Here is a 19,521-nt window from a genome sequence, read left to right on the forward strand (position 1 = left end):
TTTTTCTTTTTTCGCTACACTACAAGTAGACAAAAAAGAAGGTGAAAAATATGGAACGAATTTCATGGGATCAATATTTTATGACGCAAAGCCATCTACTATCTTTACGTAGTACATGTACAAGGCTTGCGGTAGGAGCGACAATCGTTCGTGATAAACGAATTATTGCTGGTGGATATAACGGCTCAATTAAAGGTGGTGTACATTGCATAGACGATGGTTGCTATGTCATTGATAATCATTGCGTTCGTACAATTCATGCGGAAATGAATGCTTTATTGCAATGTGCGAAGTTTGGTGCAAAAACAGAGGAAGCGGAAATTTATGTCACACATTTTCCTTGTTTGCAGTGCTGTAAGGCGATTATTCAAAGTGGTGTTACAGCAGTTTATTATGCACAGGATTATAAAAATCATCCGTATGCCGTAGAGTTATTTGAACAAGCGAGTGTAACAGTGAAGCACGTTCCGCTAGAATATGATATTACATCGCTAGAGGAACAAGAGCGTCATTTGCAGCTAAAGGAACTATTCGCATCTTTAGAAAAAGATAATTTATCAATGGAAGAATTACAGCGTGTATTCACTAAAGCGAAAATGATGCTATAAGGAGTGAGTATGAGTGACAATGGGGCTATGTTGCAATCTCGTTTATAATGGGGATTGCAATTACCTTTTCCGCATTGCATTTGTTGACTGCTTGTTGTTTCGTTTGTTATGTTTTATTTTGTTTATATCGTACTTCGCGTAAAACCTTCATTTTTTGTATAATAGCGTGTTTTAGTGGCGCTATGTACACCACGTATGTTCAGAGTCGAAATAAGCCGCTAGGGGAGTCCTACGAAGTTACACGAGGGGTCGTGCAAAATACACCTCTAATTAATGGGGATCGTCTCTCTTTTCAAATTGAAGATCAGAATAAAAACTTAGTGCAGTTAAATTATAAAATGCAATCTGCTTCGGAAAAGAAGCGATTGCAACAATTACATGCAGGTATATCATGTACATTTAAAGGGGAGGTGAAAGAACCACAAACTGCCCGGAATTTTCATGTTTTTGATTATCGTAATTATTTATATCAGCAAAAAATACATTTTATATTTGATGTGACATACATTTCTGAATGTCAAAAAACATCGTTGTCACTCGTGCAATGGATTTTTCTGCTCAGGCAACAAACAATCTCGAAAGTTACAGAAATGTTTCCAGAACAATCAGGTGCATTTATGAACGCATTATTATTTGGAGATCGACAACAAATGACGTTTGAAGTAGAAGAACAATATCAACAATTTGGTCTTATACATTTGTTAGCGATTTCAGGATCGCATATCGTATTATTAATGGTTATAATGTATTTTGTTTTACTAAGAAGTGGTGTGACGAAAGAGACAGCAACAGTATGCCTTATAGTTTGTATTCCTCTGTATATGATCATAGCTGGGGCGTCGCCATCTGTTGTGAGGGCTTCTATAACAGGAGTTTTATTGTTGGTAGCTTTCATGTGCTCTGTTCGCTTATCTAGTCTAGACGCCTTAAGTATAACGGCTATATGTATGTTTATATACGATCCGTATCTTATTTTCAATATTGGATTTCAATTCTCATTTGTAGGTAGTTTTGCTTTACTACTATCTGCGCCGATATTATTAGGGCGTAGTAATGGAGTAGTTCGAAATTCTATTTATATTTCTATAATTTCACAGCTCGCTAGTACCCCCATCTTGTTATATCATTTTGGTTATTTTTCTCCTTATAGTATTTTCCTCAATCTTATATATGTTCCTTTTCTATCCATTATTGTATTGCCGTGTAGCATTATTATTCTTATATGTATGCCGATTATTCCATTGTTCGCAAAAGGAATTGCATATGTGCTTTCATTATGTTTAACCATTTCTAATGATTTTCTAAGTTACTGTGAAAGTTTCCCTTTCATCCGACTTACTTTTGGCCAAACTCCTTTATTTCTTGTGGCTATATATTGTTTTAGTATCGTTAGTATATTTGTGATGTGGGAAAGAGTAATAACGAAAAAAAATTTGTGCATAGTCGTGGTTGTGTTTCTTTTTATTAGTACTTGTCATTATGTATATCCATATTTTCGCGAAAGTGGGAGTGTTACATTTCTTGATGTTGGACAGGGAGATGCAATATTAATTCGTCTCCCGTACGATAAAGAGGTTTATCTTATTGATACAGGTGGAGCCCTTCATGTCAAGAAGGAAGCGTGGCGACAGAAAAAGCATGAATTTTCTGTTGGGCATGATATTCTTGTTCCTTTTTTACAAAAAGAAGGTATAAAAACGATTGATAAATTAATTGTAACGCATGGAGATGCGGATCATATAGGTGCTGCGCTGGATTTGCTGTCATCTATTATTGTAAAAGAAGTTGTATTTGGGAGAAAGGAACAAGATGCTGTATTGGAAAAAGCGGTGAAGAAAAAGGCGTTAGAAAAGAGCATGAAGATAAGAGTAGAAGGGGAAGGTTGGAGGGTAAATGAAGCGGAATTTTTCGTATTAGCTCCAAGGGGGAAAGAAAAGGGAGAAAATGACTCTTCGATTGTAATATGGGCCAGACTAGGAGGGCTAACATGGCTATTTACGGGTGATTTAGAAGAAGAAGGAGAGAAGTTTATAGTATCGACATATCCTGATTTGCGGGCGGATATTTTAAAAGTTGCCCACCATGGGAGTAAAACATCGTCTACAGATCCTTTTTTAAGCCTTGTACAGCCTAGTGTAGCGATTATTTCTGTTGGGGAGCGTAATAGGTATGGGCACCCGCATAAGGAAGTTATAGAGCGTTTTAAGAAGATGGGTATTGATATATGGCGTACGGATAAACAAGGTGCTATTTCCTATGTTTTTAATGGAGAAAAAGGAACCCTTCAAAGTAAAATCACATATGATGAAACACATAGAAGATGAAAAAAAGAAGACTGCCATTAAGCAGCAGCCTTTAAGAACCGATGAATTTAATAACAGTTGCAATAATGAAAAGTGTTGCGAAAAAACCAAATGAGACGATAAATCCTACCCCTGAATCAATAGCGTCATTGCGTTTACTTTGAACGTTTTGTTCAAAATCATTCATTTAGAATCCCTCCCCAACATTCCACTTTAGTATAAAATATTGTCAGAAAAAAATCTACAATTTCCATAAGAAGCGAAATAGAGTATTTGTACACTTTTTCTAGTTAGTTAAGTAGCGTGAATTTTTCATTTCCAATCATGTTAACAGTTGGCACTTATACTAAGATTATTATTGTAAATAATAAAGGGAAGGTGATTACCGCACACCAATAAGAAATCCGGGGCTTATTGCGTGGCGTTTTATATAAATAAAGGGGCGGGTTATAAAGCCCGTCCCTTTGTACTTGTAAAACAAAAGCTAGGGCATTAGTATAAATATATATTGCCAAGTTAGGGAGTAGGAAAAAATATGAGTGATATACATAAGAAGATTAAAAAGAAACAGTTTGCTCCGTTGTATGTACTGTATGGAACGGAAGCCTATTTTATAAATGAAACGATAAAACTTATTACAACGGAAGCGCTTGAAGAGGAAGATCGAGAGTTTAATGTTGTGACATACGATTTGGAAGAAGCGTATTTAGAAGATGTAGTTGAGGATGCGCATACGCTTCCTTTTTTTGGAGAGCGTAAAGTTATATTAATAAAATCACCATTATTTTTAACGGCACAAAAAGAAAAATTAGAACAAAATATAAAAATTTTAGAAGAATATATTGGGGAGCCATCTCCTTTTTCTATTCTTGTTTTTGTTGCGCCTTATGAAAAATTAGACGAACGAAAAAAAATTACAAAACTATTAAAGAAAACAGCGGATGTAATAGAAGCAAATGCGATGCAAGTGCAGGATGTTCAGAAGTGGATTGTTTCTCGTGCGGATGAGGTGCATGTGCATATTGATAATGCAGCTGTTAGTTTGTTGTTAGAGCTTGTGGGAAGTAATGTAACAATGTTGGCGAAGGAAATGGACAAGTTAACGTTATACGTCGGTATGGGCGGAGAAATTACGCCAAAACTTGTCACGGAACTTGTGCCGAAATCTGTTGAGCAAAATGTGTTTGCCTTAACAGAAAAAGTGGTGAAAAAAGATATCGCTGGTGCGATGCAAATTTTAGACGGATTATTTACACAGCAGGAAGAACCAATTAAACTGCTCGCGTTATTAGTAAGTCAGTTCCGCTTGCTCCATCAAGTGAAAGAATTACAACAGCGTGGTTACGGACAAAATCAAATCGCGTCACATATTGGTGTGCACCCGTACCGGGTAAAGTTGGCGATGAATCAAACGAAATTTTTCTCTTTTGAAGAATTAAAAAAAGTTATTATAGAATTAGCGGAAGCTGATTATAGTATGAAGACTGGGAAGATGGATAAGAAACTTGTGCTTGAGTTTTTCTTAATGCGGTTAAATCATATGTAGTGATACAAAAAAGTTCACGTATTTATTACGTGAACTTTTTTGTGTATATAAAAAACGATCCGAATGGATCGTTTTTTAAACGCCTTACGCGTTTACTTGTTTCGCTAAGCGAGATTTTTGACGAGCTGCAGCGTTTTGGTGGATAAGACCTTTACGAGCTGCTTTGTCAAGTTTTTTAGAAGCAGTTTTGAAAGCTTCTTTAGCATTTTCAAGATCGTTATTAGTAACTAAAGCTTCTACAGTTTTAACAGCAGTACGCATGTCAGACTTGATAGAAGCGTTATGTGAACGACGCTCTTCGCTAAGTTTAGCGCGTTTGATAGCAGATTTGATGTTTGCCATACTTTTCACCTCCCTGGTGCAATCGAATGACTCGATTCTTACATAGAACAAGTGATATTTTATCAAACGGTGAAGAGAATTGCAATAGTATATCAATGAAATTTCACGTAAAGGAAAGAATGACCTAATATAACTTGGGGAAATCTAACGATATTTACTATGAATTACGGAGGAGATACGATGAAAGAACCATTAGATTTAAGTAAATATAGTGTTAGAACTGACCTTGCTGTAGAGGCGCACCAAATGCTGCAAGAGCGCCAAGAAGAACAAAAAGGGATACAGGGAGTTATTGTAAAAGAGAGGGAAGAAGAGGGGATTACAATTACAAAAGTAACTATTGATGAAATTGCATCTGAGTCGATGGGGAAAAAACCTGGGAATTATTTAACTCTTGAGGTGCAAGGTATACGACAACAAGATACGGAACTTCAGCAAAAAGTAGAGCGTGTTTTTGCAAAAGAGTTTTCTTATTTCTTAGAAGAGGTTGGAGTTTCAAAAGAAGCGAGTTGTTTAATCGTAGGTCTTGGGAATTGGAATGTAACGCCGGATGCACTCGGGCCGATAGTTGTAGAAAATGTGTTGGTGACGAGACATTTGTTTAAACTGCAGCCTGAAAGTGTGGAAGAAGGATTTAGACCTGTTAGTGCAATTCGTCCGGGGGTAATGGGAATTACAGGAATCGAAACGAGCGATGTCATTTACGGAATTATTGAAAAAACAAAACCAGACTTTGTCATCGCAATTGATGCATTAGCTGCGCGTTCTATTGAACGAGTAAATAGTACGATACAAATTTCTGATACAGGAATTCATCCAGGATCTGGTGTTGGGAATAAGCGTAAGGAACTAAGTAAAGAAACATTAGGTATTCCTGTTATCGCAATTGGTGTTCCAACTGTGGTAGATGCCGTTTCGATTACGAGTGATACAATTGATTTTATTTTGAAACATTTTGGACGGGAACTGAAAGAGGGAAACAAACCATCACGCTCTTTATTACCAGCAGGTTTTACATTTGGAGAAAAGAAAAAATTAACAGAAGAAGATATGCCGGATGAAAAGAGTCGAAATATGTTTTTAGGGGCTATTGGTACGTTAGAAGAAGAAGAAAAGAGAAAGTTGATTTATGAAGTGTTATCTCCTCTTGGTCATAATTTAATGGTAACCCCAAAAGAAGTAGATGCGTTTATTGAGGATATGGCAAATGTAATAGCAAGTGGTTTAAATGCAGCGTTGCATCATCAGATTGATCAAGATAATACAGGGGCATATACACATTGATGGAAAGAGGCAGAAATAGTTTGAGTCGATTTACGCTGTTATGTATATGCGGTACAGTCTTATGTGTGCTTATGATGATAGCTGGAGTGGGACTCGCTAATCATGGTCTGAAAAGTATGAAGGGGTATCGTCAGCTGTCATATGAACAAATTGCTCATATGACAGGGACAGAAGGCGCTGGGGTTGAATCAGAAATTTCGGGAGAGACGTTTTCTGCTATTGAAAAACAAAAACAATTAGAAAGTTTAAGAAGTTTTAATGTTGTAGAAGGTATCGGTATGGCGATAGCAAGTGTTGCTCGTGATATGACAAAATTTGGAGCGGATATAGTTGTTGGGAAAATAAAAGAAATTTTTAGTTAAGGATAGCGGGAAGAGCAGTTGTCTTATTGGTTTGTAAGAGAGCTGTTCTTTAATTTGAAAAAGGTTTGTCTCTTATGGTTTGTTCGCATAAGATATAGATAGAGTGATTTGTCTTGTAAGTAGCACGAGTTTTCATTGAATCTTTGCTGCTCTATTGATATAATCAGTGCTAGTGTATATTGGCGAGACTATTAGGAGTTGAGAACATAGATGAATAAAGAAGAAAGAGCAAAAAGACAGTCTAAAATTCGTAACTTCTCCATCATTGCTCACATTGACCACGGGAAATCAACGTTGGCAGACCGTATTTTGGAGAGAACAAACGCGTTGGCACAGCGCGAAATGAAAGCTCAATTGCTTGACTCTATGGAGTTAGAGCGTGAGCGCGGTATTACAATTAAATTAAATGCAGTACAATTAACGTATAAAGCAAAAGACGGTGAAGAGTATATTCTTCACTTAATCGATACACCAGGACACGTCGACTTTACGTACGAAGTATCTCGTAGTTTAGCGGCTTGTGAAGGTGCAATTCTTGTTGTGGATGCAGCGCAAGGGATTGAGGCGCAAACATTAGCGAACGTATATTTAGCGCTTGATAATAATTTAGAAATCTTACCAGTTATTAATAAAATCGACTTACCAAGTGCGGACCCAGAACGCGTACGTCAAGAGGTAGAAGATGTAATTGGTTTAGATGCATCGGAAGCTGTACTTGCTTCAGCGAAAGCTGGCATTGGCATTGAAGATATTTTAGAACAAATCGTTGAAAAGGTACCAGCTCCAACAGGTGATTCAGAAGGGCCGTTACAATGTATGATCTTCGATTCTTTATATGATCCGTACCGCGGTGTAATTGCATATATCCGTGTTGTAAATGGAACGGTAAAAGTTGGCGATAAAGTACGTATGATGGCAACTGGAAAAGAATTTGAAGTAACAGAAGTAGGTGTGTTTACACCGAAAACAACGCAACGTGACGAGTTAACAGTAGGTGATGTAGGTTTCTTAGCAGCATCTATTAAAAACGTAGGAGATACGCGTGTTGGTGATACGATTACACATGCGAAGCGTCCGGCTGCAGAGCCGTTAAAAGGGTATCGTAAATTAAACCCAATGGTATTCTGTGGTTTATATCCAATCGATTCTGCACGTTATAACGACTTACGTGATGCGTTAGAAAAACTAGAATTGAATGATTCTGCTCTTGAATTTGAGCCTGAAACATCACAAGCTTTAGGTTTTGGTTTCCGTTGTGGTTTCTTAGGACTGCTTCACATGGAAATTATTCAAGAACGTATTGAACGTGAATTCAAGATTGACTTAATTACAACAGCGCCAAGTGTTATTTATAAAGTTTATTTAACGAGCGGTGAAGATATTATTGTCGATAATCCATCTAATATGCCAGATCCACAGTCTATCGATCGTGTAGAAGAGCCGTTTGTTAAGGCTGCGATTATGGTTCCAAATGACTATGTTGGGGCTGTAATGGAAATTTGCCAAGGTAAACGTGGAACGTTTATTGATATGCAATATTTGGATGAAACACGTGTTACATTGACATATGAAATCCCGTTATCAGAAATCGTATATGATTTCTTCGATCAATTGAAATCAAATACAAAGGGATATGCATCATTTGACTATGAGTTAATCGGCTACAAACCGTCTAAACTTGTGAAAATGGATATTCTTTTAAATAATGAACAAGTGGATGCTTTATCATTTATTGTACATCGTGATTCAGCGTATGACCGTGGTAAAGTAATTGTAGAGAAATTAAAAAAATTAATTCCAAGACAACAGTTTGAAGTGCCAATTCAGGCGACTATCGGAAATAAAGTTGTATCTCGTTCTACCATTAAGGCGATGCGTAAAAACGTACTTGCAAAATGTTACGGTGGTGACATTTCTCGTAAGCGTAAACTTCTTGATAAGCAAAAAGAAGGTAAAAAACGTATGAAGTCTGTTGGTTCTGTAGAAGTGCCGCAAGAAGCATTCATGGCTGTATTGAAAATGGATGATAACTAATAAAGTGAAACTATAATTAGTGGGGATTTTTCCATCTCCCGCTAATTATTAGCCCACACCAATCGGGATAAAAGTAGAAGCCGTTCGTTCGGCTTCTTTTTTATATGCTAAGTGCTTACTTTTTAGACATCTTAGCATCTCTCATTTACAATAGTGAGAGAGCTTTTTAGTGATTGATATAGAGTTAGGAGACTATTAATGTCCGAAAATATTCGAAAAGATATTCGAGAGAAAATACAAAAGGGTAATTTTAATTGTGAAAAGGAATTGACGCTTTCTATTATTAGTGGGAAGTGGAAAGTTGTGATATTGTGGCACCTCGGTGTGGAAGGACCTCATCGTTTTAGTGAATTGCAGCGACTATTCCCGAGCATTTCTCATAAAGTGTTGTCGAATCAATTAAAAGAGTTGATGGAGGATGGGATTGTTGATCGAACAGTATATCCAGAAATCCCTCCGCGAGTTGAGTACTATATGACGGAATTAGGTATGTCGCTTTTACCAATCGTTGAAATGATGTATGATTGGGGAAAAATGCGAATGGAACAAATTCGTGATACGTTAGAAAAGTAAAGAATCCTCCGGAGCGCGGAGGTTTTCTTTTTAGAAAGGTAGGAGTTATATTTGGTACAAGCTGCATATATTCATATTCCATTTTGTCAGCATATTTGTCACTATTGTGATTTTAATAAAGTATTTATTGAACGCCAACCGGTTGATCAATACTTACAATATTTAGAGAAAGAAATAATAAATACGGTTCAAAAAGTACCGTTTGAAAGTATGAAAACGATTTTTGTTGGCGGAGGAACTCCGACAGCTTTAAATATGGAGCAAACAAAAAAACTACTCGACATCATTAACCGTCGTTTGCGTCCATTTGCGCCGAATTGTGAATTAACATTTGAAGCGAATCCAGGTGATTTACCGAAAGAGAAGTTGAACTTATTGCTAGAAGGTGGAGTAAACCGAATTAGTTTTGGTGTGCAAACGTTTCGTGATGAGCTACTTGAGAAGATTGGACGTCAACATACGAGAGAAGATGCATTTTTAGCAATTCGAGAAGCGCAGGAAGTCGGTTTTACAAATATTAATGTAGATTTAATTTATGCTCTGCCAGGACAGACATTAGAAGATGTAAAGGAAACATTAGACATTGCCTTTACGCTTGGTGTGCAACATTTCTCGGCATATTCCTTAATTGTGGAGCCAAAAACCGTATTTTATAACTTAATGAATAAAGGGAAATTAAGACTTCCAGGTGAAGACCATGAAGCGAAAATGTACGAAATGGTAATGGATGAAATGGAGAAACATGGTTATAACCAGTATGAAATTAGTAATTTTTCAAAAGGTGGCTATGAAAGTAGACATAACCTCACATACTGGAATAATGAAGAGTATTATGGATTTGGAGCTGGAGCGCACAGTTATGTGAATGGAGAACGAATTCAAAATGTAGGTCCGCTTAAGCAATATTTCACTAAAATTGACGAAGTAGGATTTCCGTATTTAGATGTCCATGAAGTGATTGCGAAAGAAAAAATGGAAGAAGAGTTGTTTTTAGGGCTTAGAAAAACAAAAGGTGTTTCTAAGTTAGAATTCCAAAAGAAATTTAATGTGGAGATGGACCATGTTTTTGCAAAGCAGTTACAAAGTAATCAAGAACAAGGATTACTTGAAAACAGAGATGGACATGTTTATTTAACGAGGAAAGGGAAACTATTAGGGAATGAAGTATTCCAGTCATTTTTGATTGATTAATTAAATGTGCCATAAGGGTGAAAAAGTTTCGTTATTTCGTGACGTTTCCGTTGACAATTGAATGTCAATTTTGGTAAGTTATTAATAGATTTAGCACTCGAAGACAAAGAGTGCTAACAGAGGTGATGATGAGATGCTTACGGAACGTCAGCTCTTAATTTTACAAACAATTATTGATGACTTTATTGGATCAGCGCAACCAGTTGGGTCGAGGACGTTGGCTAAGAAAGATGAAATTACGTTTAGTTCAGCTACTATTCGAAATGAAATGGCTGATCTAGAGGAACTAGGATTTATTGAAAAAACGCATAGTTCTTCTGGGCGTGTTCCTTCTGAAAAAGGGTATCGTTTTTATGTAGACCATCTTTTAGCGCCACAAAACTTACCGACCGATGAAATTGTACAAATTAAAGATTTATTTGCTGAAAGAATTTTTGAAGCAGAGAAAATTGCACAACAATCAGCTCAAATTTTATCAGAGCTTACGAATTATACGGCCATTGTTCTTGGTCCGAAATTGAGCACAAATAGACTTAAAAATGTACAAATTGTACCGCTTGATCGTCAAACAGCAGTCGCTATTATTGTAACAGATACAGGGCATGTGCAAAGTAAAACGATTACCGTTCCGGAATCTGTTGATTTATCAGATTTAGAAAAAATGGTTAATATTTTAAATGAAAAGCTATCTGGTATACCTATGGCAGAACTTCATAATAAAATCTTTAAAGAGATTGTTACAGTCTTGCGTGGGTATGTTCATAATTACGATAGTGCAATAAAAATGTTAGATGGTACATTTCAAGTTCCTTTATCGGAAAAGATATACTTTGGAGGAAAAGCAAATATGCTTTCGCAGCCAGAGTTCCATGACATTCAAAAAGTAAGATCCTTGCTGACGATGATTGATAACGAAGCTGAGTTTTATGATATTTTGCGTCATAAACAAGTAGGTATTCAAGTGAAAATTGGCAGGGAAAATTCTTCGATAGCTATGGAAGATTGTAGTTTAATTTCTGCAACGTATTCGATTGGAGAAGAGCAACTTGGAACAATTGCGATTTTAGGTCCAACGAGAATGCAATACTCTCGTGTAATTAGTTTGTTACAGTTATTTACAAGGCAATTTACTGATGGACTTAAAAAATAAATGAGAGTAATACATTCGCTCAAGTGATGGAAATTTCATTGCTGTGTGTAATATATAATGCTTAGGTAATCGTGCTAAGCGGGATACCTAATACCTTTTAAGGAGGTGAAAATTGTGGAAGAGCGTAACGAACAAGTGGTAGAAGAAGTGAAAGAAGCGCAAGTTGAAGAAGCTGTCACGACAGACAACAGTGAAGAAGCTGTAGAAGAAAAAAGTGAAGCTGCTCTTTTACAAGAAAAAGTAGATGAGTTACAAGCGAAACTAACGGAAACGGAAGGTCGCACACTACGTCTACAAGCTGATTTTGAAAATCATAAGCGCCGCGTTCAAATGGATAAACAGGCTGCTGAAAAATATAGAGCACAAAGTCTTGTGTCAGATATTCTGCCAGCTCTTGATAATTTTGAAAGAGCAATGCAAGTGGAAGCAACGGATGAGCAAATGAAGTCCGTATTACAAGGTATGGAAATGGTGCATCGTCAATTGTTAGAAGCGCTGACTAAAGAAGGTGTTGAAGCGATTGAAGCTGTTGGTAAACAGTTCGATCCTCATGAGCACCAAGCTGTTATGCAAGTAGAAGACAGTGAGTTTGAATCAAACGCGGTTGTGGAGGAATTCCAAAAAGGTTATAAACTAAAAGACCGTGTGATTCGCCCATCAATGGTAAAAGTAAATCAATAATTTACATAAATGTAGGAGGATTAGCTATGAGTAAAATTATCGGTATTGACTTAGGTACAACAAACTCTTGTGTAGCTGTTATGGAAGGCGGAGAACCAAAGGTTATCCCAAATCCAGAAGGAAACCGTACAACACCTTCTGTTGTAGCTTTCAAAAATGAAGAACGTCAAGTTGGGGAAGTTGCGAAACGTCAAGCAATTACAAACCCAAATACAATCATGTCTGTTAAACGTCATATGGGTACAGACTATAAAGTAGAAGTTGAAGGTAAAGATTTTACACCTCAAGAAATTTCTGCAATCATTTTACAAAACTTAAAAGCTTCTGCTGAAGCGTACTTAGGTGAAACAGTGACGAAAGCTGTTATTACAGTACCAGCATACTTCAACGATGCAGAACGCCAAGCGACAAAAGATGCTGGGCGTATTGCTGGTTTAGAAGTAGAGCGTATCATTAACGAACCAACAGCAGCAGCACTTGCTTACGGTTTAGAAAAACAAGATGAAGAACAAAAAATTCTAGTATATGACTTAGGTGGCGGTACATTTGACGTATCTATCCTTGAGTTAGCAGATGGAACATTTGAAGTTATTTCAACTGCTGGTGACAATCGTCTTGGTGGAGATGACTTTGACCAAGTTATCATCGATCATTTAGTAGCTGAATTCAAAAAAGAAAATAACATTGATTTAAGCCAAGATAAAATGGCACTTCAACGTCTGAAAGATGCGGCTGAAAAAGCGAAAAAAGATCTTTCTGGTGTAACACAAACACAAATTTCATTACCATTCATTAGTGCTGGAGCTGCTGGGCCATTACACTTAGAATTAACGTTAACAAGAGCTAAATTCGAAGAAATTTCAGCTGGTCTTGTTGAAAGAACATTAGAGCCAACTCGTCGTGCATTAAAAGACGCTGGTTTTTCTCCAAGCGAATTAGATAAAGTTATCCTTGTTGGTGGTTCTACTCGTATCCCAGCTGTACAAGAAGCAATTAAACGTGAAACTGGTAAAGAGCCATACAAAGGTGTAAACCCAGATGAAGTTGTAGCATTAGGTGCTGCAGTTCAAGGTGGCGTACTTACTGGTGATGTAGAGGGCGTTCTATTATTAGACGTAACTCCACTTTCTTTAGGTATCGAAACTATGGGTGGTGTGTTCACGAAATTAATCGAGCGTAACACTACAATTCCAACAAGTAAGTCACAAGTATTCTCAACAGCTGCTGATAACCAACCAGCGGTAGACATTCACGTACTACAAGGTGAGCGTCCAATGTCAGCTGACAACAAAACATTAGGTCGTTTCCAATTAACAGACCTTCCGCCAGCACCACGTGGAATTCCACAAATCGAAGTAACATTCGATATTGATGCGAACGGTATCGTTAACGTACGTGCAAAAGACTTAGGAACAAGCAAAGAGCAAACTATTACAATCCAATCTTCTTCAGGTCTTTCTGATGAAGAAGTAGATCGTATGGTACAAGAAGCTGAAGCAAATGCTGACGCTGACCAAAAACGTAAGGAAGAAGTTGAACTTCGTAACGAAGCTGACCAACTTGTATTCCAAACAGACAAAGTTGTAAAAGATTTAGAAGGTAAAGTAGATGCAGCTGAAGTAGCGAAAGCAACGGAAGCGAAAGAAGCATTACAAGCGGCAATCGAGAAAAACGAACTTGAAGAAATCCGTGTGAAAAAAGATGCTCTTCAAGAAATCGTACAACAATTAACTGTTAAATTATACGAGCAAGCTCAAGCGGCTGCAGGGCAAGCAGAAGGTGCACAAGGAGCACAAGACGCTGGCGCGAAAAAAGATAATGTAGTAGACGCTGAGTTTGAAGAAGTAAAAGAAGACAAATAATACAGTGAAATAAAATAAGTAAGATGACAAAAAGTCAAAGTCAAGCGTGCCTTGGCTTTGGCTTTTTTCACGAATAAGAAGAAATGTGTGAGGATCTTAAGTTTTTTATTTTGCATACTGTAAGTGAGGAAACTTTGTTGCAAAGCACTTTCTTTCGGTGTTAAAATTACGTTTATGTGAAAGATTCGGGGGTTGCAAATTTATGAATAAACGAGACTATTATGAGGTCCTTGGACTTAGCAAGGGCGCTTCTAAAGATGAAATAAAAAAAACGTATCGTCGGTTGGCTAAAAAGTACCATCCAGACGTAAGTAAAGAAGAAAATGCAATTGAAAAGTTTAAAGAAGTACAAGAAGCATACGAAGTATTAAGTGACGATCAAAAACGCGCGCAGTATGATCAATTTGGTCACGCGGGTCCGAATCAAGGTTTCGGTGGAGGCGACTTCGGCGGTGGTTTCGGATTTGAAGATATCTTCAGTTCATTCTTTGGTGGTGGCGGCGGCAGACGTCGTGATCCGAATGCTCCGCGTCAAGGTGCTGATTTACAATATCAAGTTACTTTAGAGTTTGAAGAAGCTATTTTTGGTAAAGAATTAAACGTTGAGATTCCAGTGGAGGATCCATGTGATACTTGTCACGGCAATGGGGCGAAGCCAGGAACTTCAAAAGAAACATGTAAACATTGTTCAGGAACAGGTCAAATAAGTGTAGAGCAAAATACGCCATTTGGTCGTATTGTAAACCGTCAAGCTTGTAGCCATTGTTCAGGAACAGGCCAAATGATTAAAGAGAAATGTACGACATGTCACGGTTCTGGTAAAGTGCGTAAACGCAAAAAAATTAATGTGAAAATTCCAGCTGGTATTGATAATGGCCAACAAATTCGCGTCTCTGGTAAAGGTGAAGCAGGTGTGAATGGTGGACCAGCAGGTGATTTATATGTAGTTGTTCATGTGAGAAATCATGAATTCTTCGAACGTGATGGTGATCATATTATTTGTGAAATGCCATTGACATTCGCACAAGTAGCGCTTGGTGCTGAAGTAGAAGTGCCTACAGTTCATGGAAAAGTGAAGTTGAAAATTCCGGCAGGAACACAAACAGGAACGGAATTCCGTCTAAAAGGAAAAGGTGCTCCGAACGTACGTGGATATGGTCAAGGAGATCAATACGTAGTAGTTCGCGTTGTTGTACCGACGAAATTAACTTCGCATCAAAAAGAATTATTGCGTGAGTTCGCTGGTCAGGAAAATCAAGATGATAGCTTATTCGGAAAGCTTAAACGTGCTTTCAAAGGGGAATAATGGAAATGAAAAATGGAGTTGGTAAATTGTGAAATGGTCAGAAATTAGTATTCATACAACAGAAGAAGCAGTAGAAGCTGTCTCTCATATTTTGCATGAAGCAGGCGCTAGCGGGGTTGCAATTGAGGACCCGGCGGAGTTAACGAAAGAGCGTGAGCAACAATACGGTGAGATTTATGCACTTAACCCTGATGAATACCCAAGTGAAGGTGTTTTAGTGAAAGCATATTTCCCACAAACGGATTCTTTACACGAAACGGTTGCGGGTGTAAAATCATCTATTGATGCACTACCATCTTTCGACATCGAAATTGGTACAGGAAATATTACAATTAATGAAGTCGATGAGGAAGATTGGGCTACTGCTTGGAAGAAGTATTATCATCCAGTTCAAATTTCTGATACATTCACAATTGTGCCGACGTGGGAAGAATATACACCGTCTTCTCCAAATGAAAAAATTATTGAGTTAGATCCAGGTATGGCGTTTGGTACAGGGACACATCCAACAACAACGATGTGTATTCGTGCGTTAGAAAAAACGGTTCAGCTGGGTGACACGGTAATTGATGTAGGAACAGGTTCTGGTGTACTTAGTATTGCAGCAGCGAAATTAGGTGCGGCTTCTGTTCAAGCATATGATTTAGACCCAGTTGCAGTTGAAAGTGCAGAAATGAATGTGCGCTTAAATAAAACAGATGACATCGTCAATGTTGGACAGAATAGTCTATTAGAAGGTATTGAAGGTCCAGTTGATTTAATCGTTGCAAATTTATTAGCGGAAATTATTCTTCTATTCCCTGAAGATGCAGCGAGAGTTGTGAAGCCAGGTGGATTATTTATTACATCTGGTATTATTGGGGCGAAAGAAAAAGTAATTTCTGAAGCATTAGAAAAAGCTGGATTTACAATTGAAGAAGTGCTTCGAATGGAAGATTGGGTAGCAATTATTGCACGAAATGCGTAATATAGATTTTAGTCTATAAAGAACAGGGGAGTCTCTCACCATATAAGGTGAGAGACTTGCCGTTTGTTATATGAAAATGATAACGTTTCGTTCTTTTCGTAAGTGTTGACTTACGAAAAGAACGAAACTCTACTAAGGTGATTATATGCAACGTTATTTTGTAGAAGAGAAATATGTAAATGAGACAAGTATTCGCATAATGGGTGATGATGTCCATCACATCGCAAGAGTGATGCGTATGTCAGCTGGTGACCATATTTATTGCTGTGTGAATGGCAAAACAGCGGAATGTTCAATTGCTGAAATTACCAGTGAATTTGTAGATACCGCTATTGTAGAATGGGTAGAGGCGTCAAGCGAACTTCCTGTGTTCGTGACGATTGCAAGTGGACTGCCGAAAGGAGACAAGCTTGAGTTAATTTTTCAAAAGGGAACTGAGCTTGGGGCAGCTGCATTTTTACCATTTCAAGCATCTCGATCTATTGTAAAGTGGGATGCAAAAAAAGCAGATAAAAAAGTTGAGCGTTTGAAAAAAATTGTGAAAGAAGCCGCAGAACAATCGCATAGAAGTGAAATTCCAGAAGTACACGTTCCCTCATCATTTAAACAATTGCTGTCGATGAGTAGCGAGTATGATGTTTGTCTTGTTGCGTATGAAGAAGAAGCGAAACAAGGTGAGAAATCTAATTTTGCGAAAGCTTTAGCGACGATTAAACCGGGTCAAAAGCTGTTAATTGTATTTGGACCAGAAGGTGGTTTAGCGGAGGAAGAGATAACCGCACTTCGTGAACATAAATTTGTACCATGCAGTTTAGGACCAAGAATTTTAAGAACAGAAACGGCTCCGCTTTATGCGTTAAGTGCCGCTTCTTATCATTTTGAATTGATGGGGTGATAATCAATGGCAACTGTTGCGTTCCACACGTTAGGTTGTAAAGTAAACCACTATGAAACAGAAGCGATTTGGCAATTGTTTAAACAAGGTGGTTATGAAAGAACTGAATATGAAAAAAAATCTGATGTATATGTTATTAACACATGTACAGTAACAAATACTGGAGATAAAAAAAGCCGTCAAGTAATTAGACGTGCTGTACGTCAAAATCCAGATGCGGTAATTTGTGTAACTGGATGTTATGCGCAAACATCTCCAGCAGAAATTATGGCAATTCCAGGTGTAGATATTGTTGTTGGTACGCAAGATCGTGAGAAGATGTTAGGATACATCGAAGAATTCCGTAAAGAGCGTCAACCAATTAATGCTGTCCGCAATATTATGAAAACACGTGTATATGAAGAGTTGGATGTACCATATTTCACGGACCGTACACGTGCATCTTTAAAAATACAAGAAGGTTGCAATAACTTCTGTACATTTTGCATCATTCCTTGGGCGCGTGGTTTAATGCGTTCTCGTGATGGAAAAGAAGTTATTAAACAAGCGCAGCAATTAGTAGATGCGGGCTATAAAGAAATCGTATTAACAGGTATTCATACAGGTGGGTACGGTGAAGATATAAAAGAGTATAACTTAGCGGGATTACTGCGCGATATGGAAGCGGAAGTAGGCGGATTGAAACGTCTTCGTATTTCTTCTATTGAGGCGAGTCAAATTTCTGATGAAGTAATTGAAGTGTTAGATAAATCAGAAGTAGTTGTACGTCACTTGCATATTCCATTACAGTCAGGATCTAATACTGTATTGAAACGTATGCGCCGTAAGTATACGATGGAATTTTTCCAAGAGCGTTTAGATCGTTTGAAAGAAGCGTTACCAGGTCTTGCGATTACATCAGACGTAATTGTTGGATTCCCAGGTGAAACAGAAGAAGAATTCATGGAAACGTACAATTTCATTAAAGAGAATCGTTTCTCTGAATTACACGTTTTCCCTTATTCAAAACGTACAGGTACACCAGCAGCACGTATGGAAGATCAAATTCCTGAAGACGTGAAGAACGATCGTGTTCACCGTTTAATTGAGCTATCAAATCAATTAGCGAAAGAGTATGCTTCTGGATTTGAAGGTGAAGTACTTGAAATCATTCCGGAAGAGACATTTAAAGATGGTGATCGTGAAGGTTTATATGTAGGTTATACAGATAACTATTTAAAAATTGTGTTTGAAGGATCTGAAGAATTGATTGGTAAGCTAGTAAAAGTGAAAATTACAAAAGCTGGTTATCCATATAACGAAGCGCAGTTTGTTCGTGTTCTTGAAGATGATGTAAAAAAAGAATCAGCAAGCGCATAATAAAAAGCATGCAAACGGCAAGGGTTTGCATGCTTTTTTCGTTCATGGAGAAGTTAAGTATTGAAAGAAGATGCAGTGGGTTGTTCGTTAAATGAGTGATTTTTGAGCGTATCCTTGTATAAAAAAGATCCAGTGATAAAAATATATTTATTTTTAGGGGAAGAGATAACGGCTATCAACATAGTTTTTGAAAAAGGAAGAGCATCAATTCTTCTTTTATTCTGCCAAATAGTTGACCTGAAGTGATAAAATGTATTATAATCTTAAAAGACATGCTGAAGAAGTGTTTCTTTTTGCATGCTGAAGTTAGTATGTAAGTGTGATGTTTCGGAGGGAGGGAAAGAGAATGTCAAAAACAGTCGTTCGTAAAAACGAGTCTTTGGAGGATGCACTTCGCCGTTTTAAAAGATCGGTTTCTAAAACTGGTACACTTGCTGAAGCAAGAAAGCGCGAGTTTTATGAAAAGCCAAGTGTAAAACGTAAGAAGAAATCTGAAGCGGCAAGAAAGCGTAAGTTCTAAGAGAGGGTGTAAGTTATGAGTCTTCTCGGTCGTTTAAACGATGATATGAAACAAGCGATGAAGAATAAACAAAAAGAAAAATTAACCGTTATTCGTATGGTTAAGGCTGCTTTACAAAATGAAGGTATTAAACTGCAACATACTCTTACTGAAGAAGAGGAATTAACAGTTTTAGCTCGTGAAGTAAAACAGTATAAGGACTCCCTCCTTGAATTTAAAAAAGCTGGTCGTGAAGACCTTGTTGATAAACTGCAAAGTGAAATTCAGATTTTAAGTGCATATTTGCCGGAGCAATTAACAGAAGAAGAACTAGCGGATATAATTAAGCAAGTTATTTCTGAAGTTGGTGCTACATCTAAAGCAGATATGGGTAAAGTGATGACTGCTGTTATGCCGAAAGTAAAAGGTAAAACAGACGGATCACTTGTGAATAAGCTGGTTATCCAGCTATTAGCATAAAAAAGCGTCTCATTTCGTATGAGACGTTTTTTTATGCTTTTTTCAGTTTGGACGTGATATTACAAGCTCTTTTTTCATA

General features: G+C 37.5%; 19 protein-coding genes. 17 read left to right on the top strand and 2 right to left on the bottom strand.

The window, feature by feature from the left end; genetic code table 11:
• Positions 1 to 50: 50 nt before the first annotated feature.
• Both CQZ94_RS04590 and CQZ94_RS04595 read left to right on the top strand, forming a co-directional pair.
• Positions 51 to 608, top strand: a complete 558-nt coding sequence (locus CQZ94_RS04590) for a ComE operon protein 2 (protein ID WP_105584454.1) — start codon at positions 51 to 53, stop codon at positions 606 to 608.
• Positions 609 to 655: 47 nt separating this feature from the next.
• Positions 656 to 2,932: a DNA internalization-related competence protein ComEC/Rec2 gene (locus tag CQZ94_RS04595; RefSeq protein ID WP_105584455.1), complete on the top strand. Its 2,277-nt coding sequence runs from the start codon at positions 656 to 658 to the stop codon at positions 2,930 to 2,932.
• 31 nt (positions 2,933 to 2,963) lie between these two features.
• Here the strand turns inward: CQZ94_RS04595 and CQZ94_RS04600 are convergent, their stop codons facing one another.
• On the bottom strand, positions 2,964 to 3,098 hold the full coding sequence (locus CQZ94_RS04600; RefSeq protein ID WP_000997609.1) for a YqzM family protein: 135 nt from the start codon (positions 3,096 to 3,098) through the stop codon (positions 2,964 to 2,966).
• Between the two features lie 348 nt (positions 3,099 to 3,446).
• Between CQZ94_RS04600 and holA the strand changes: the two genes are divergently transcribed.
• Positions 3,447 to 4,457 (top strand): DNA polymerase III subunit delta, encoded by a 1,011-nt coding sequence (gene holA / locus CQZ94_RS04605; RefSeq protein WP_002034073.1) that lies wholly within the window; start codon positions 3,447 to 3,449, stop codon positions 4,455 to 4,457.
• Between the two features lie 84 nt (positions 4,458 to 4,541).
• Here holA and rpsT read toward each other — a convergent pair whose 3' ends face one another.
• Positions 4,542 to 4,799: a 30S ribosomal protein S20 gene (gene rpsT, locus CQZ94_RS04610; protein WP_002122607.1), complete on the bottom strand. Its 258-nt coding sequence runs from the start codon at positions 4,797 to 4,799 to the stop codon at positions 4,542 to 4,544.
• Positions 4,800 to 4,979: 180 nt separating this feature from the next.
• On the opposite strand from rpsT, the gene gpr reads away from it, so the two are divergent.
• From gpr to CQZ94_RS04680, 14 genes are all read left to right on the top strand, one after another.
• Complete coding sequence (gene gpr / locus CQZ94_RS04615; protein WP_105584456.1) at positions 4,980 to 6,083, top strand: GPR endopeptidase; 1,104 nt, start codon at positions 4,980 to 4,982, stop codon at positions 6,081 to 6,083.
• Positions 6,083 to 6,445 carry a DUF3679 domain-containing protein gene (locus CQZ94_RS04620; protein WP_181149433.1) on the top strand — a complete coding sequence of 121 codons (363 nt, stop codon included), beginning with the start codon at positions 6,083 to 6,085 and terminating at the stop codon, positions 6,443 to 6,445. Before gpr ends, CQZ94_RS04620 begins: the two co-directional genes overlap by 1 nt.
• A gap of 210 nt (positions 6,446 to 6,655) precedes the next feature.
• Entirely contained in the window at positions 6,656 to 8,479 is a 1,824-nt protein-coding gene (gene lepA, locus CQZ94_RS04625; protein ID WP_105584457.1) for an elongation factor 4, read from the top strand.
• Positions 8,480 to 8,677: 198 nt separating this feature from the next.
• Entirely contained in the window at positions 8,678 to 9,052 is a 375-nt protein-coding gene (locus CQZ94_RS04630; RefSeq protein ID WP_105584458.1) for a winged helix-turn-helix transcriptional regulator, read from the top strand.
• Positions 9,053 to 9,103: 51 nt separating this feature from the next.
• Positions 9,104 to 10,243, top strand: coding sequence for a radical SAM family heme chaperone HemW (gene hemW / locus CQZ94_RS04635; protein WP_105584459.1), 1,140 nt, complete (start codon positions 9,104 to 9,106; stop codon positions 10,241 to 10,243).
• A 133-nt stretch (positions 10,244 to 10,376) separates the two neighbouring features.
• A complete protein-coding gene (gene hrcA / locus CQZ94_RS04640; RefSeq protein WP_105584460.1) occupies positions 10,377 to 11,393 on the top strand; it encodes a heat-inducible transcriptional repressor HrcA in 1,017 nt (338 codons plus the stop codon).
• A 114-nt stretch (positions 11,394 to 11,507) separates the two neighbouring features.
• Complete coding sequence (gene grpE, locus CQZ94_RS04645; protein ID WP_105584461.1) at positions 11,508 to 12,074, top strand: nucleotide exchange factor GrpE; 567 nt, start codon at positions 11,508 to 11,510, stop codon at positions 12,072 to 12,074.
• A gap of 26 nt (positions 12,075 to 12,100) precedes the next feature.
• Positions 12,101 to 13,936, top strand: coding sequence for a chaperone protein DnaK (dnaK, locus tag CQZ94_RS04650; protein ID WP_105584462.1), 1,836 nt, complete (start codon positions 12,101 to 12,103; stop codon positions 13,934 to 13,936).
• 202 nt (positions 13,937 to 14,138) lie between these two features.
• A complete protein-coding gene (dnaJ, locus tag CQZ94_RS04655; RefSeq protein ID WP_105584463.1) occupies positions 14,139 to 15,242 on the top strand; it encodes a chaperone protein DnaJ in 1,104 nt (367 codons plus the stop codon).
• Positions 15,243 to 15,270: 28 nt separating this feature from the next.
• Positions 15,271 to 16,209 (top strand): 50S ribosomal protein L11 methyltransferase, encoded by a 939-nt coding sequence (gene prmA, locus CQZ94_RS04660; RefSeq protein WP_105584464.1) that lies wholly within the window; start codon positions 15,271 to 15,273, stop codon positions 16,207 to 16,209.
• Positions 16,210 to 16,354: 145 nt separating this feature from the next.
• Entirely contained in the window at positions 16,355 to 17,104 is a 750-nt protein-coding gene (locus tag CQZ94_RS04665) for a 16S rRNA (uracil(1498)-N(3))-methyltransferase (protein WP_002190700.1), read from the top strand.
• 6 nt (positions 17,105 to 17,110) lie between these two features.
• The gene (mtaB, locus tag CQZ94_RS04670; protein WP_105584465.1) at positions 17,111 to 18,463 is read left to right on the top strand and encodes a tRNA (N(6)-L-threonylcarbamoyladenosine(37)-C(2))-methylthiotransferase MtaB; all 1,353 of its coding nucleotides are present in this window, start codon (positions 17,111 to 17,113) and stop codon (positions 18,461 to 18,463) included.
• 346 nt (positions 18,464 to 18,809) lie between these two features.
• Complete coding sequence (gene rpsU, locus CQZ94_RS04675) at positions 18,810 to 18,983, top strand: 30S ribosomal protein S21 (RefSeq protein ID WP_000048061.1); 174 nt, start codon at positions 18,810 to 18,812, stop codon at positions 18,981 to 18,983.
• Between the two features lie 15 nt (positions 18,984 to 18,998).
• Positions 18,999 to 19,442: a GatB/YqeY domain-containing protein gene (locus CQZ94_RS04680; RefSeq protein WP_000054578.1), complete on the top strand. Its 444-nt coding sequence runs from the start codon at positions 18,999 to 19,001 to the stop codon at positions 19,440 to 19,442.
• The last annotated feature ends 79 nt before the right edge of the window (positions 19,443 to 19,521 follow it).

The organism is Bacillus sp. MYb209, from assembly GCF_002975175.1.
In the GTDB taxonomy this organism is placed as follows: Bacteria; Bacillota; Bacilli; order Bacillales; family Bacillaceae_G; genus Bacillus_A.